The organism is Methylobacterium bullatum, from assembly GCF_014845095.1.
Taxonomy (GTDB): Bacteria; Pseudomonadota; Alphaproteobacteria; order Rhizobiales; family Beijerinckiaceae; genus Methylobacterium; species Methylobacterium bullatum.
In genome coordinates, this window is record NZ_NKUG01000042.1 from 1 (window position 1) to 13,108 (window position 13,108).

A 13,108-nucleotide genomic window follows, 5' to 3' on the forward strand; every position below is an offset into this window, starting at 1 on the left:
TCCCCCGTACGACCCCGTTTGCAGCCATTCAAATTCCCCCATGGCCGGGGAGGCGCGGCCCTCCTCCCCCTTGGGGGGAGGAGTTGGAGGTGGGGGTGGTGGGGCGACCCTCCGCCGGTGGAGGCTGGCGGAGCCACCCCCACTCCTGACCTCTCCCCACTAAGGGGAGAGAGACCCGCGATTCACCTCACCCGTCTGCGAATAAACGCGAGGGGCCGAACCGTTCAGTCGACGTCGCCCCCCCGCCAATCGCCGGGTGTACGATTGACTCGTGCCCGAGGCCCATGCGCTCTTCGCCGGCGAGCGGGCGCCCGGGTCCCGCGCCGGATCCCTCCCGACCATGCTCGATCTCGCGACGCGGGTTTACAACCACAATTTCAAGATCGACCCGATCATCCGGTCGCTGCTCGATACGGATTTCTACAAGCTCCTGATGGCGCAGACGATCTTTCGCCGCCATCGCGACGCCGACGTGACCTTCGGCATCCAGAACCGCAGCCGCTCCGTCCGCATCGCCGATTTCGTCGATGTGGGCGAATTGCGCGAGCAGCTCGATCACGCCCGCACGGTTCGCCTGAGCCGGGGGGAATCCACCTGGCTGCGCGGCAACACCTTCTACGGCAACCGCCAGATGTTCTCGGCCGATTTCATGGATTGGCTCGAAGGCTTCCGCCTGCCGGACTACGAACTCGAGGCGCGCGACGGACAATACGTCCTCACCTTCCACGGTCCCTGGATCGAGACCACCATGTGGGAGGTGCCGGCGCTGGCCATCCTCAACGAGTTGCGCTCGCGCGGAATCCTGCGCGGGCTCGGCAAGTTCGAGCTGCAAGTGCTCTACGCGCGGGCGATGACCCGGGTGTGGGAGAAGATCGAGCGGCTGAAGCGCCTGCCGGGCCTCTCCATCGCCGATTTCGGCACCCGCCGCCGCCATGGCTTCCTGTGGCAGGATTGGTGCGTCGAGGCCATGCGCGAGGGCTTGGGCGAGGCCTTCCTCGGCACGTCGAACTGCCTCATCGCCATGCGCCGCGAAGTCGAGGCGGTGGGCACCAACGCCCACGAACTGCCGATGGTCTATTCCGCGCTGGCGGAGGACGACGCGGCGCTGGCCCAGGCGCCCTACGACGTGCTGCGCGACTGGCAGCAGGATTATGCCGGCAACCTGCTGGTGATGCTGCCCGACACTTACGGCACCACCGGGTTCCTCGCCCATGCGCCGGACTGGATGACGGCCTGGACCGGCATCCGCATCGATTCGAAGGACCCGATCGAGGGCGGCGAAGAGGCCATCGCCTGGTGGGCGTCACGCGGCTGCGACCCCCACGAAAAGCTCGCGATCTTCTCGGATGGGCTCGATGTCGGGACGATCGAGGAGATCCACGCGCATTTCCACGGGCGGATGCGCATCGGCTACGGCTGGGGCACCCTGCTCACCAACGATTTTCGCGGGCTGGTGCCGGATCACGGGCTCGATCCGATCTCCATCGTCTGCAAGGTCATCGCCGCCAACGGCCGCCCCACCGTGAAGATCTCCGACAACCCGTCCAAGGCCATCGGGCCGGCCGACGAGATCGCCCGTTACAAGCGCGTCTTCGGCACCGGGGAGATGGCGGCGATGCCGGTCATCGTGTGAGCGTCCGCCATTCCTCGGGCTGCTGCACGATGACGCCGTACCAGCCGAGCCCGGCATAGGTCTCGTAGCCGGGGGTACGGTGGAAGGCGGTGACGGCGCCTGCCGAATCGGCGCCGCTCCGCCGCTCGCCCGGCCGAAACGGCAGGATCTCCTGGAGGAGGGAGCGGCGGCCGGAGGATGCGAGGACGAGCCCCTGCGCGTCGACCAGCAGCACCCGCGTCCGCTCGCGATCCGCAGGGTCGATGCGAACGCCGTCCACGATGGACCGGGCCTGCGGCTCCCAATCGAAATGGATCGCCAGGATGCCGATGGGCCGTCCCTCGCTCCGGCCGCCTTCGCGGATGCCGGCGCAGAAGGTGGCGACCTGCGCGCCACCGAGACCCGGTTGGGGAGCCACCTCGGCGGCGACATAGGCGTCGCCATCGGGGAGGCCGGCCGCCTTCCTGAACCAGGGCTCGCCCGAAACGTCACGGCCGACGATGTCGCCGAAGCGGTCGGGCCGCCCATGCGCGATGACCCGTCCGTCCAATCCGCAGAGCCAGAGATCGAGATAGACCGTGTAGGCCCCGAGGATCACGGCCAGGCGCTCCGTGGCATGGGCGGCCCGCTCCGGCGTCGGATAGGCGGCGCATTCCACCAGGTCCCTATCGGTCGCCCACCAGCGCACATCGCAGGTCCGCTCATAGAGGTTGCGATCGATCAGCTCGACGGCATTGAGTGCGAGATCGATGAGGCGCGTGTTCTGGGATCGCTCGGACAATCTCTCGACCTGGGACTGAACCGAGACGATCCGGCCGCACAATTCGGCTTCGAGGGCCTTCGCCACGGTCTCGACCTCCGCGCCGATGGCGCGCACCTCCTGCGCCACCACCGCGAAGCCGCGCCCCATCTCACCGGCCCGCGCCGCCTCGATGAGCGCGTTCAAGGCCAGTATCTTCACCTGCGCCGTGATGCCCTGGATGCGGCGGCTCTTGTCCGAGGAAATGCGTTTGAGCTCGGCGATCTCGGCCGCGACACCGCGCAGGCTCGAATCACCGGTTTCGGAATCCGGAGACCCCGCCCGATCATCCCGCATGAAAACCACGTCGCCCATGTGCCCGCCGACAAATAAAATCGATCGATCAAATGAGGCACGATCTTATAAGAATCCATGAATTATGTTGTCCTGACTGAACTTGGCGCTATAGATCCCACTTCGTCCATCACGAAAGAGTGATGCCGAACAACAAAACCCGACATCATGAAGAGGCAGCGCGCCATCGGGCTTCGGATCAGCGGCTCCCGGGCCATGATCCTGATGAATATATCGTGGCAACGACACTGTCTTGGCTTGAAAGCAATGTTGTGCTGCCCGAACTTCGACGGCGGCCTGGATACGGGATCGGTTACTCGTCGGACGGCACCGGTAACTTCGCAACCGCATCGGCGAACCTATGATGATGGACGAAGGCAGAACCCATAAGGCGGACCTCATGCGGATCGATCTCAATGCCGATCTCGGCGAAGGCTACGGCCCCTACACGCTCGGCGACGACGCGGCCCTCCTCGATCTCGTCACCTCGGCCAACGTCGCCTGCGGCTTCCATGGCGGCGATCCTTCGATCATGGTCGTCACCGCCTCGGCGGCCAGGGCACGCGGCGTGGCCATCGGCGCCCATCCGGGATTTCAGGATCTGCGCGGTTTCGGCCGTCGCGTCATCGCCGAAAGCGCGGGGGAGATCGAGGCAGGGGTGGCCTACCAGATCGGAGCGCTCCAGGCCTGCGCGGCCCTCGGCCATCATCGCGTCACCCATGTGAAGGCGCACGGAGCCCTCGCCAACCTGTCGAACGCCGACGCGGATGTGGCGAAGGCTCTCGCGCGGGCGGTCCTCGCCGTCGACCGGACCCTGCCCCTGGTGGTGATGCCGGGCCTCGCGGCCGAGCGCGCGGCTCTCGATGCCGGCCTCGCCGTGGTGCGGGAGATCTATGCCGACCGGGCTTATGAGGAGGACGGGCAGCTCTGCGCGCGCTCGCGTCCAGGGGCCGTCATTCACGATGCGGCCGAGGCGGCGGCGCGGGTCCGCCGCATGGTGGAGGAGGGGGCGGTGATCACTCTGGCCGGCCGCAGGATCGCGGTGTCCATCGACACGATCTGCGTCCATGGCGACACGCCGCAGGCGGTGGAGACGGCGCGCGCGGTGCGGCTGGCCCTCGGGGAAGCGGGCTTCGAACTGGCCGCCTTCGCCGCTGCCTGATCTCGGAATGAATACAAACGTCGAAAGCAGCAGGGATCGTTTCCCGCCGATACTCCGTTCCCCATGGCGACGACGCTGGCGAGACCGCAGCGCCATCGTGTGCGTAGCGTTGAGACGGAATCGACATGGCGACACCCACCCCGGTTGAGGCCGCATCGCCGCAGGCGCCTAAGGCGGGGTCCGCGAGTGGCAAGAGTTTTGCGGGTGCAAAAAGTTCCGTGAGTGGCAAAAGCGGCATCTCCCGGGCGACGCCTCTGCGGGAACCGATGTTGCCGCCTCGGGCGACGCGCATCGCGGCGGCCGAAGCGCTCCCTCCTTCGCTGGTTTCGCCCCTCATCGTCACCGCGCTGATCGTCTCCGGCCTCTATATCGGCCGCGACGTCCTGATTCCCATCGCCATCGCGGTCCTGCTGTCCTTCGTGCTGGGCCCCATCGTCTACCTGCTGCGGCGCCTGCGCTTCGGGCGGTTCCTGTCGGTCGCCACCTCCGTCGTCATGGCGCTCGGGGTGGCGGCGGCGTTGGCCACCCTCATCGGCGTCCAACTCGCGGATCTGGCAAAGGACGTGCCCCGCTACCGAACCACCATCGAGCAGAAGGTCGAGGGCCTGCGCGACAGCCCGGCCGGCCGGCTGGCCGATTACGTCGCCAATATCGGCCGGACGATGCACCAGGGCGGCGAGGAGAGCGCCAAGCCCGAGGCTCCGAAGCCCGAGGCTGGAAAACCCAACGCTCCGCCGCCCGAGAAACCGGTCGTCGTCGAGATGAAGGAGCGGGCACCGGACCCGTTGGCCCTGGCCAACACCATCCTGTCGCCGATCCTGCATCCGCTGGCCACCACCGGCATCGTCTTCATCGTGCTGCTGTTCCTGCTGATGCAGCGCGAAGACCTGCGCGACCGCATGATCCGCCTCGTCGGGTCGAGCGATCTCCACCGGACCACCGTGGCGATGGACGATGCCGCGCGGCGTCTCAGCCGCTACTTCCTGGTCCAGCTCGCCCTCAACGCCGCCTTCGGCGTGGTGATCGGCATTTGCCTCTCCGTCATCGGCGTGCCCAACCCAGCCCTCTGGGGCATCTTCTCGGCGCTCATGCGGTTCGTGCCCTATATCGGCGCGGCGCTGGCGGCCCTGTTCCCCCTGGCCCTGGCGGCGGCGGTCGATCCCGGCTGGACGATGGTCATCGCGACGCTCGCGGTGTTCCTGATCCTCGAACCGCTGACCGGGCACGTCATCGAGCCGATGCTCTATGGGCAGTCCACCGGGATGTCGCCCTTCGCCGTGCTGGTCTCGGCCCTGTTCTGGACATGGCTATGGGGACCGGTCGGCCTGCTGCTGTCGACGCCGCTCACCGTCTGCCTCGTGGTGCTGGGGCGGCACGTGGACAAGCTCGAATTCCTCGACGTGCTGTTCGGCGACCGGCCGGCCCTGACCCCGGTGGAGAATTTCTACCAGCGCATCCTCGCCGACGACCCGGAGGAGGCCGAGGAGCATGCCGAGCTGATCCTGAAGGAATGTTCGCTCTCCTCCTATTACGACGACGTGGTGCTGAAGGGGCTCGAACTCGCCGCCCGTGACGCGGCGCGCGGGGTGCTCACGCCGGAGCAGAAAAACGATATCCGCGACACGGTGGCCGTCCTCATCGCCGGCCTCGACCGCCGCGAGGTCGAGGTGCCCGACGACGATTTCGCCATTCCGGACGACATCCCGGCAGCCTGGAAGCAGGACGGCGCGGTCCTGTGCGTGACGGGCCGCAGCTTCGTCGACGAATCGGCCTGCACGATCCTGGCCCAATTGCTGAACAAGCGCGGCATCGGCACCCGAATCGTTCCGTTCTCCGACGTGGCCCGGGTTCAGATCGACGGGTTCGACCCCGGCCCGGCCCGGATGCTCTGCATCGTATCCCTCGCCATCAACGGGGAGCCGACGCATCTGCGCCGCCTCGTCGGACGGCTGAAGAACCGCATGCCGGGCCTGCCCATCGTCGTCGGTCTCTGGCAGGCCGATCACGAGATCCTCAACGATGACAGCCAACGGGCGGCTATCGGCGCGGATACGCATGTGTCGTCCCTCGACGCCGCGTTGCAGGCCGTCCTCGCCCGGGCCGGCACCACGGCCTCGGTCGCGAGAGCGGAGCCTTCCGAACCCAAAGTTCCGCCGGAGACACCACCCGAATTGCCGCCATCGGCGCCGGTCGCCGCCGCGATTCCAACCTGAACGCGGCGGGTTTTCCGCCGCGGCCGAAGAGCCGGGCGATTCCGCTGATTCCGCCCGGGGGATGGCGGTGTTTCGGGCCTGTTCGTGGCGGTCCGGACTTGACGCGGGTCGCCCGTCACCGCTTCGGTTGCGGGGCGGTTCCACAGGGAGGCTTTCGATGAGCGTCGTCGATCTCGCACGGTTCATGGAAGACCTCGCCACCGAGTCGGGCCAGGCCATCCTGCCCTTCTTCCGGGCCTCGTTCGGCATGGACGACAAGGGCCGGGACACCGGCGCCTTCGATCCCGTCACGGAGGCCGACCGGGCGGCGGAGACGATCCTGCGCGGACGGATCCGCAGCACATTCCCCACCCACGGCATCGTCGGGGAGGAGTTCGGCTCCGACCACGCGGATGCCGAGTGCGTCTGGGTCCTCGACCCCATCGATGGCACCCGCGCCTTCATCACGGGGCTTCCCACCTGGGGAACGCTGATCGGCCTGCTCCATGACGGCGTGCCGGTGCGCGGGTTGATGAACCAGCCCTATCTCGGCGAACGCTTCGTGGGGGATGGGGCAAGCGCCTCGTTCCACGGCATTCGCGGCCCGCGCAAGCTCATGACCCGCCGCTGCGAGCGCCTCGCGGACGCTCTGCTCGCCACCACCGATCCGCGTCTGTTCGCGCCGGGCGACGAGCAGGATCGCTTCCGGAGCATCGAGGGCGCCGTGCGCATGTCGCGCTACGGCACCGATTGCTATGCCTATTGCATGCTCGCGGCAGGCCAGATCGACCTCGTGGTCGAGGCCGGTTTGAAGGCCCACGACATCGTCGCGCTGATCCCGATCATCGAGGGTGCCGGCGGCATCGTCACCGCCTGGGATGGCGGTTCAGCCGCGAAGGGCGGCCGGATCCTCGCCGCCGGGGACGTCCGGCTCCACGCCGCGGCCCTGCGCCACCTCAACCCGTAATGCACTGATTCTTTAATGGCTTAGGCTCTGCGTCACTCGTTTGGCCGAGGAGAAGCGATGGCCTCTTCCGGTCAATCGGGGGCGTGTCTCACGGCGTCATCGCGGCGGCGACGGCCCGCCCCGCATCGGCGTGTTCAGCCCTTTCCGACACGACAGTCCCCGGTACGAAGGCATCGAAAGCCGCCCAGAAATCGTCTCGAATCGCGTCGCGTTCCGAGAGGATCTCATGACGGGCGTCGGGCAGGACGAGGAGGAAACCGGAGGAGAGGCGGCCCACGAACCGTTCCGTGATCGCGGTGTCGCAAACTGGGTCGGCGCCGGCGCCGATCACGAGAGTCGGAATGCGGATCGAGGCGGCTTTTCGCGGATCGGCGAGCTTCGCCATCGCCCGGAACGCGCCGACGATCCAGGCCACGCTCGGATCCCCCACGGCGCTGGCGCCGACGGCCCGGGCCGCCTGGGCGTTGCGTTCATAGCGTGTGGGATCGCCCGAGAGGCGGTTTCCCGCGAACGGTTTCGTAGCCAAAGAGGCGGGCTTGCCGAACGGGATGTAGCTGCGCCCGAGACCCAGCCTGTGCAGGACACGAGCAAGGAAGAACGACGCCGCCGGGAAGCGGATCATCCGGATCGACAGCATCGGCGCCACCGTCACGAGGCGGGCGAAGGGCAGCCACCCATCCATCGCCCCGGTCAGCGCCACGGCGCCGCCCATGGAATGGGCCAGGCACATATGCGGATGCGGCATCAGCGGCCGCAGGATCGCATCCTCGATCGCCTTGAGATCGCGGCGATAATCGTCGAATCGCGCGACGTGGCCGCGATGCGCGTCGGAGACCTGCCGTTGTGATTCCCCCTGGCCCCGCCAATCGAACGCGACAACGGCGAAACCGCGCCGGCGCAGCTCCGAGATGGTCTCGTAATATTTTTCGATGAACTCGGCCCGGCCCTGCAGCAGGCACACTGTTCCCTTCGCCAACCGGGTCGTCGGGCGCCAATGGGCCGCCCTCAGCCGGATCCCGTCATCTGCATGGACGACGACCAACGTCCCCCCCGGAGGGGCCGGATTTCCAGGCGTGGAAGCAAGGGTCAACATGTGGAGGATCCAGACAAGAGAAGCAGCGGCAAATTTTGCATGAGAAGGGCTATCCAGACTCTTGAAGCCTTCCGACGTACCTCCGATATTGGAGGAGCGCCGGCCGATACGGCGGCGCAACGGTCCGGCCCTCTGGGCGGACGATAACGTTACATGTTGCTTCCTACGGAGAATATGTCATGCGCCAGTTCGATCTTGCTCCCCTCTATCGCTCTACCGTCGGCTTCGACCGTCTTTTCTCGGCCCTCGACCAGTTCGTGAGCGCCGATGCGGTCCCGACCTATCCGCCCTACAATATCGAGCGCACAGGCGAAAACGCTTACCGTATTACCGTCGCGGTGGCTGGGTTCACCGAATCCGACCTCACCATCGAGGTTAAGGAAAACGCGCTCACGCTCAAGGGCGAGCGCAGTCCCGACACGACCCGCAAAGCCGAGGTTCTTCATCAGGGGATCGCAGCTCGCGGGTTCGAACGCCGGTTCCAGCTCGCCGACTATGTTCAGGTCACGGGTGCGGCCCTGGAGAACGGCCTGCTCCATATCGATCTCGTCCGAGAGATTCCGGAGGCTAAGAAGCCCCGCCAGATCCAGATCGCCACGTCGGGCGCCGTGAAAGCGCCCGTGATCGAAGGTCAGGTGCAAGCAGCGGCGTAATCGCCGGTCTTTCGACCATGAGCGCCCCGACCGGGAGGTCGGGGCGCTTGCTCGCGTTCAAAATCCATCGAACCGGTCGCCTCGGCCCGGCTCCCGGCATCGGTAGCCGATGAAGCAATCCGCCATATCGCGGGTGGGCGCGTAGGCGGGGATGGTGATCTCAGTGACCTCGCATGCGCCACGGTCGCGCACGAAGCGATCGTAGGTCGATCCACCTGTCCCGAGGACGATGCCCCGGCTCCGTGACACGACGGCTCTCGCCTCTGGGCAGGTCATGTCGAGGGTTGATGGCCGCTGTGCCATGGCGGGCCAACTGATGCCGATGACGGTACATATAACGCAGATGAAACGGTAAACCTTCAACACAGCCCAACGCTCCTCGTCTTCCACCGCACGGAAACGCGGTCTCACCGAGGTAACTCCAAGCCGATCAGCCAGGTTTCGGTAGAGGATTCAGAGGTCGCCGAAGACGAGTTGCCCCTGAGGGCTTTGCCTGCGGCGTGCAGCGACCGGAGCCTCCTTGCGAACCGGAGGTTTTGATGCAGGACGGTGCTGTCTCGGCTCGCCGCGCATCCGGGCTTTTGCTTTGTCGCGGGCCACGGCTTCAGGTGCATTCGGGTTGTCGCTCAGCCATTTGCCGCGCTTGATCACCTCGTTGACCCGCCCCTGGTTCACGCCGACCTTGAAGGCGATCTCCTGCTGGGTCATTCCCGTGGAGGCGTGGAGATCAAGGATGGCTCGCGCCAGATCCGGCGTCATCTTCTGCCCCGTGAGGCGTCGTGCCGGCTTGATCGTGCGGGTCGCCCGGTCGCGTTCGCGCAGACGCTGGAGCAGGGCGAGCGCCATGTTCATGCCCTGCTCGCGCAGGGCCTCCTCGAATTCCTTCAACGTCGCCATCGTCGGCTTCCTCGCTGCCGTCGCAGCCGAACCATTGGACCGGCCCGTCAACGAGAGAACGGTCGGGCATGCGCCAAGGTTGCGACGGATGCTCTCGCTAGATTGAACAGGGTTGGGCCGACATCGCGGCAATGACAACCGGGTGAAGATTTCATCCACCGCTAATGCATCGTCAGTCGCTCGAGGTAGCATCGATCCTCTGACACCCGTCGTCACATGCGACGGGCTCATCCTTACCCTTACAGGCCCGCCCTTGGCGGAAAGCCCGAGCTTCGGCTAAACCGCGCGGCACACGCGGCTTTCGAGGACGCCTCCCCAATGATCAGTCCGATCCTTTCCGTCGCCCGCGACGGATCAGCGCCCGGCGTCCCCTCTCTTGTCGAAGCTCTGGAGAGCGGCTCGGTCCTCGTCTTCCACGATGAAGACTTCCCCTTCAACGATTTCGAGAAGCGCTTCGTCGAGCGACCCTTTGCCGACGGCAAGGCCAAGAACGTCAACATCCGCGGCAAGGAGGCCTCACTGAGAGGGGCAGCCGGAACGCCGGAGGAGCAGGAGGCCCTGCGCCAGCTTCTCATCCGCTACAAAGCCTTCGCCCAGGGGCTGATCGACCGCCATCTGCCGGCCTATACCGGCAAGATCACGCTGGCCGGCACCTCCTACCGCCCGTTCGAGGTGGACCAGCGCAAGCTCAGCTGGCGCCGGGACGATACACGCCTGCATGTGGACGCCTTTCCGTCGAACCCGATCGGCGAGAAGCGCATCCTTCGCATCTTCCGCAACATCAACCCGAACGGGCAGCCCCGCCTGTGGCGGGTGGGCGAGGATTTCGGCTCGATGGCCGAGAAGTTCTTGCCGCGCCTGCCCGGCTACTCGCCCTCGTCGGCGCGGCTGCTGGCGGCACTGCGTATCACCAAGGCGCGCCGCTCCGAATACGACCATCTGATGCTGCATCTCCACGATGCACTGAAGCAGGACATAGAGTACCAGCAGAAGGGTCCCCAGGCCGACGTGCAGTTCGCCCCGGGCCAGACCTGGGTGACGTTCTCGGACCTTGTCATGCATGGCGCCATGGGCGGCCGCTACATGTTGGAACAGACGGCCTACCTGCCCGTGACGAGCCAGGCGGATCCGGAGCGCAGCCCGCAGCGGATCCTCGCCAAGAAGCTCGGGCGCAAACTCCGTTAAGATCACCCCCACCACAGAGACCGGGTTTAGGACCACGCCATGATCCTCGAGATTGCACAGATCGACATCAAATCCGGCATGGAGGCTGATTTCGAAGCGAACCTCGCCAAAGCATCCGAGATCTTCAAGGTCGCCAAGGGCTGCAAGAGCTTCGCCGTGCGCCGTTCCGTGGAGAAACCCCAGCGCTACCGGCTGCTAATCGAGTGGGAGACGCTCGCCGACCATACCGAACTCTTCACCGGGTCGCAGGCGTGGAAGGATTATCGTGCGATGGTCTCTCCGTTCTTCGAAGGACCGCCCAGCGTCGAGCATACGGAGCTCACCCTCCAGGCGTTCTGACGCCCGGATTGCCGGATAAGCATTTCGATGCGGCTGTCGAGGAGCGCCTAGGGCTTCACGCGGCATCCAGCGAAAGACCCATCAACCTCGGCGCACCGTCGTGACATCGCCGAAAACGTCCTTGGCGTCGCTCCGATCGGCGTGCCGCGATGCTACCACTCTGCCAGGGCGCAGACCCATATCAGCGGTACCTGAGTGCAACGGGAGAACGGCGGGCGAATCCGGTTGCATCACGCTCCCAGGCCTTGCTCTTGGAGGGCGTACAAACCAACCTGTGCGGCATGCAGCTGAAACCTACGCAACTCGCCGTAGCGTTCGGTTAGGATTAAAAATTCTTTCGTGGATCACACCGCTGCCGTGCGGCTTCAGCGAAGACGGTCCGATACGGTCTTGAGCGTACTTTCGATGGACCATGCGTGGCGGGTGAGGTCGCGCCGTGCGCAGGCACTGGCCTGCAGGAAGTCCGGCAAGAGCGCCGACGAGCGGGGTCCACATTCGGCGACGGCCGAGAGAAGCAGGAAGGCAAGCGGCCCGAGTGTCAGGATCAGCTTGAGACCGACATAGGCTCGGCCGAAGACGCCACGCCGCCGTCGAGGAGAAGACTTTTCGGAGTGCGGCGGGTCGATGCGACGCAACGGCACGCTCCGCTCGGTTGGCTGACCAGAAGCTTCGTCGTCGGCCTGGGGAAAATGCGCGTCTCGGAACCGTTCGAGCTTGCTCGGAGCCATCTCTCTCGTCTCGACCGCAGGTCTCGCCACAGTCGGCCGTCTTTCGTAAGGATTCGATGATCGGGTTTGGATGAAATGAATCCTTCCACACCCTGGCGCGCGATTCGGGCGAAGCCTTCGCCACGGTGACAGCCGACCGTGGACTGCTTACTGAGGGAAACCGTCCTCGATAGAGGCGGCTTCATCCGTAGCGTCCTTGCACAGGCGTCCATCGCCCATGATCCAGCGCCCCCTCCGCATCGGCACCCGCGGTAGCCCAATGGCTCTCGCACAGACGGGAATGGTCCGCGATAAGATCGTGGCGGCTAATCCGGGGCTGGAGACAGAGTTGGTGGTGGTCAACACGGTGGCCGACCGCATCCTCGACCGACCGCTCTCCGAGATCGGCGGCAAGGGACTGTTCACGAAGGAACTCGAACAGGCCCTTTTCGCCGACGTGGTCGATGTGGCCGTACATTCGATGAAGGATGTCGAGACCTGGTTGCCCGAAGGGCTGGTCATCGCCTGCATCCTGGAACGGGACGATCCGCGCGATGCCTTCCTCTCCGCGCAAGCGGAGGGTTTTGCCGGCCTTGCGCCGGGCGCCCGCGTCGGCACGTCCTCCCTGCGCCGAGCCGCTCAGGTCCTCATGCGCCGCCCGGACCTGCGCATCGTCCCCATGCGCGGCAACGCCAATACCCGGATGCGCAAGCTTCAGGAGGGCACCTGCGAGGCGACGCTCCTGGCCCTTTGCGGCCTCGAACGCCTTGGTATGGCCGACATGGCACGGAGCGTCCTGGCCGTGGACGAAATGCTCCCCGCCGTGGCGCAGGGCGCACTCGGCATCGAATGCCGGGAGGCGGATTCCGACGTTCGTGCGTTGCTCGCCCCTCTTCGATCCGCCACGGCCACGTCCGAACTCGACGCCGAGCGCGGGCTCCTGGCGGAACTCGATGGATCGTGCCGCACACCCATCGCGGCCCTGGCGCGGATCGACGGCGACGTGCTGACCCTCGACGGTCTGTTGTTCCTGCCTGACGGCAGCGCCCATTGGGCGGTCCGCCGTAGGGGCACGGTATCGGACGCCGCTCGGATCGGACAGGATGCCGGAGCCGAACTGAAACGCGCAGCCGGCGACACCTACGCCAAACATCTGCAATAAGCGGTCTCCCGCTCCAACGGCATCAATGCCGATCCGGGGTAGGCGC

General features: G+C 66.0%; 13 protein-coding genes. 8 read left to right on the forward strand and 5 right to left on the reverse strand.

Annotated features, from left to right (window positions below):
* Nucleotides 1-340: 340 nt before the first annotated feature.
* A complete protein-coding gene (locus MBTS_RS05955; protein ID WP_056144651.1) occupies nt 341-1,633 on the forward strand; it encodes a nicotinate phosphoribosyltransferase in 1,293 nt (430 codons plus the stop codon).
* Here the strand turns inward: MBTS_RS05955 and MBTS_RS23980 are convergent.
* Nucleotides 1,623-2,708, reverse strand: coding sequence for a methyl-accepting chemotaxis protein (locus MBTS_RS23980; RefSeq protein WP_056144836.1), 1,086 nt, complete (start codon nt 2,706-2,708; stop codon nt 1,623-1,625). The genes MBTS_RS05955 and MBTS_RS23980 overlap by 11 nt on opposite strands.
* Before the next feature lie 397 nt (nt 2,709-3,105).
* Here MBTS_RS23980 and MBTS_RS05965 point away from each other — a divergent pair, with 397 nt between their 5' ends.
* From MBTS_RS05965 to hisN, 3 genes are all read left to right on the forward strand, one after another.
* Complete coding sequence (locus MBTS_RS05965) at nt 3,106-3,867, forward strand: LamB/YcsF family protein (protein WP_192215251.1); 762 nt, start codon at nt 3,106-3,108, stop codon at nt 3,865-3,867.
* A gap of 266 nt (nt 3,868-4,133) precedes the next feature.
* Nucleotides 4,134-6,080 carry an AI-2E family transporter gene (locus tag MBTS_RS05970; protein ID WP_192215252.1) on the forward strand — a complete coding sequence of 649 codons (1,947 nt, stop codon included), beginning with the start codon at nt 4,134-4,136 and terminating at the stop codon, nt 6,078-6,080.
* A gap of 157 nt (nt 6,081-6,237) precedes the next feature.
* On the forward strand, nt 6,238-7,026 hold the full coding sequence (gene hisN, locus MBTS_RS05975) for a histidinol-phosphatase (protein ID WP_192215253.1): 789 nt from the start codon (nt 6,238-6,240) through the stop codon (nt 7,024-7,026).
* Between the two features lie 88 nt (nt 7,027-7,114).
* On the opposite strand, the gene MBTS_RS05980 is transcribed toward hisN, so the two are convergent.
* A complete protein-coding gene (locus tag MBTS_RS05980; RefSeq protein WP_043764309.1) occupies nt 7,115-8,119 on the reverse strand; it encodes an alpha/beta fold hydrolase in 1,005 nt (334 codons plus the stop codon).
* Nucleotides 8,120-8,298: 179 nt separating this feature from the next.
* On the opposite strand from MBTS_RS05980, the gene MBTS_RS05985 reads away from it, so the two are divergent.
* On the forward strand, nt 8,299-8,772 hold the full coding sequence (locus tag MBTS_RS05985; protein ID WP_018043025.1) for an Hsp20 family protein: 474 nt from the start codon (nt 8,299-8,301) through the stop codon (nt 8,770-8,772).
* Between the two features lie 57 nt (nt 8,773-8,829).
* Here the strand turns inward: MBTS_RS05985 and MBTS_RS05990 are convergent, their stop codons facing one another.
* Both MBTS_RS05990 and MBTS_RS05995 read right to left on the reverse strand, forming a co-directional pair.
* Nucleotides 8,830-9,075 carry a hypothetical protein gene (locus MBTS_RS05990; RefSeq protein ID WP_210322686.1) on the reverse strand — a complete coding sequence of 82 codons (246 nt, stop codon included), beginning with the start codon at nt 9,073-9,075 and terminating at the stop codon, nt 8,830-8,832.
* Nucleotides 9,076-9,225: 150 nt separating this feature from the next.
* Nucleotides 9,226-9,669 carry a DNA-directed RNA polymerase sigma-70 factor gene (locus MBTS_RS05995; RefSeq protein WP_018043027.1) on the reverse strand — a complete coding sequence of 148 codons (444 nt, stop codon included), beginning with the start codon at nt 9,667-9,669 and terminating at the stop codon, nt 9,226-9,228.
* A gap of 318 nt (nt 9,670-9,987) precedes the next feature.
* On the opposite strand from MBTS_RS05995, the gene kdoO reads away from it, so the two are divergent.
* Both kdoO and MBTS_RS06005 read left to right on the forward strand, forming a co-directional pair.
* Entirely contained in the window at nt 9,988-10,854 is an 867-nt protein-coding gene (kdoO, locus tag MBTS_RS06000) for a Kdo hydroxylase KdoO (RefSeq protein WP_147831798.1), read from the forward strand.
* A 39-nt stretch (nt 10,855-10,893) separates the two neighbouring features.
* Entirely contained in the window at nt 10,894-11,193 is a 300-nt protein-coding gene (locus MBTS_RS06005; protein ID WP_147831796.1) for an antibiotic biosynthesis monooxygenase family protein, read from the forward strand.
* Between the two features lie 365 nt (nt 11,194-11,558).
* Here the strand turns inward: MBTS_RS06005 and MBTS_RS06010 are convergent, their stop codons facing one another.
* A complete protein-coding gene (locus MBTS_RS06010) occupies nt 11,559-11,834 on the reverse strand; it encodes a hypothetical protein (RefSeq protein ID WP_244973505.1) in 276 nt (91 codons plus the stop codon).
* Nucleotides 11,835-12,138: 304 nt separating this feature from the next.
* Between MBTS_RS06010 and hemC the strand changes: the two genes are divergently transcribed.
* Nucleotides 12,139-13,062, forward strand: coding sequence for a hydroxymethylbilane synthase (gene hemC, locus MBTS_RS06015; protein WP_147831792.1), 924 nt, complete (start codon nt 12,139-12,141; stop codon nt 13,060-13,062).
* The last annotated feature ends 46 nt before the right edge of the window (nt 13,063-13,108 follow it).

What these genes read in the sequence shown, in the direction of transcription:
- MBTS_RS05955 (WP_056144651.1), top strand. Translation starts at nt 341, where the DNA reads ATGCTCGATCTCGCGACGCGGGTTTACAACCACAATTTCAAGATCGAC.
- MBTS_RS23980 (WP_056144836.1), bottom strand. Translation starts at nt 2,708, where the DNA reads ATGCGGGATGATCGGGCGGGGTCTCCGGATTCCGAAACCGGTGATTCG.
- MBTS_RS05965 (WP_192215251.1), top strand. Translation starts at nt 3,106, where the DNA reads ATGCGGATCGATCTCAATGCCGATCTCGGCGAAGGCTACGGCCCCTAC.
- MBTS_RS05970 (WP_192215252.1), top strand. Translation starts at nt 4,134, where the DNA reads ATGTTGCCGCCTCGGGCGACGCGCATCGCGGCGGCCGAAGCGCTCCCT.
- hisN (WP_192215253.1), top strand. Translation starts at nt 6,238, where the DNA reads ATGAGCGTCGTCGATCTCGCACGGTTCATGGAAGACCTCGCCACCGAG.
- MBTS_RS05980 (WP_043764309.1), bottom strand. Translation starts at nt 8,119, where the DNA reads ATGTTGACCCTTGCTTCCACGCCTGGAAATCCGGCCCCTCCGGGGGGG.
- MBTS_RS05985 (WP_018043025.1), top strand. Translation starts at nt 8,299, where the DNA reads ATGCGCCAGTTCGATCTTGCTCCCCTCTATCGCTCTACCGTCGGCTTC.
- MBTS_RS05990 (WP_210322686.1), bottom strand. Translation starts at nt 9,075, where the DNA reads ATGGCACAGCGGCCATCAACCCTCGACATGACCTGCCCAGAGGCGAGA.
- MBTS_RS05995 (WP_018043027.1), bottom strand. Translation starts at nt 9,669, where the DNA reads ATGGCGACGTTGAAGGAATTCGAGGAGGCCCTGCGCGAGCAGGGCATG.
- kdoO (WP_147831798.1), top strand. Translation starts at nt 9,988, where the DNA reads ATGATCAGTCCGATCCTTTCCGTCGCCCGCGACGGATCAGCGCCCGGC.
- MBTS_RS06005 (WP_147831796.1), top strand. Translation starts at nt 10,894, where the DNA reads ATGATCCTCGAGATTGCACAGATCGACATCAAATCCGGCATGGAGGCT.
- hemC (WP_147831792.1), top strand. Translation starts at nt 12,139, where the DNA reads ATGATCCAGCGCCCCCTCCGCATCGGCACCCGCGGTAGCCCAATGGCT.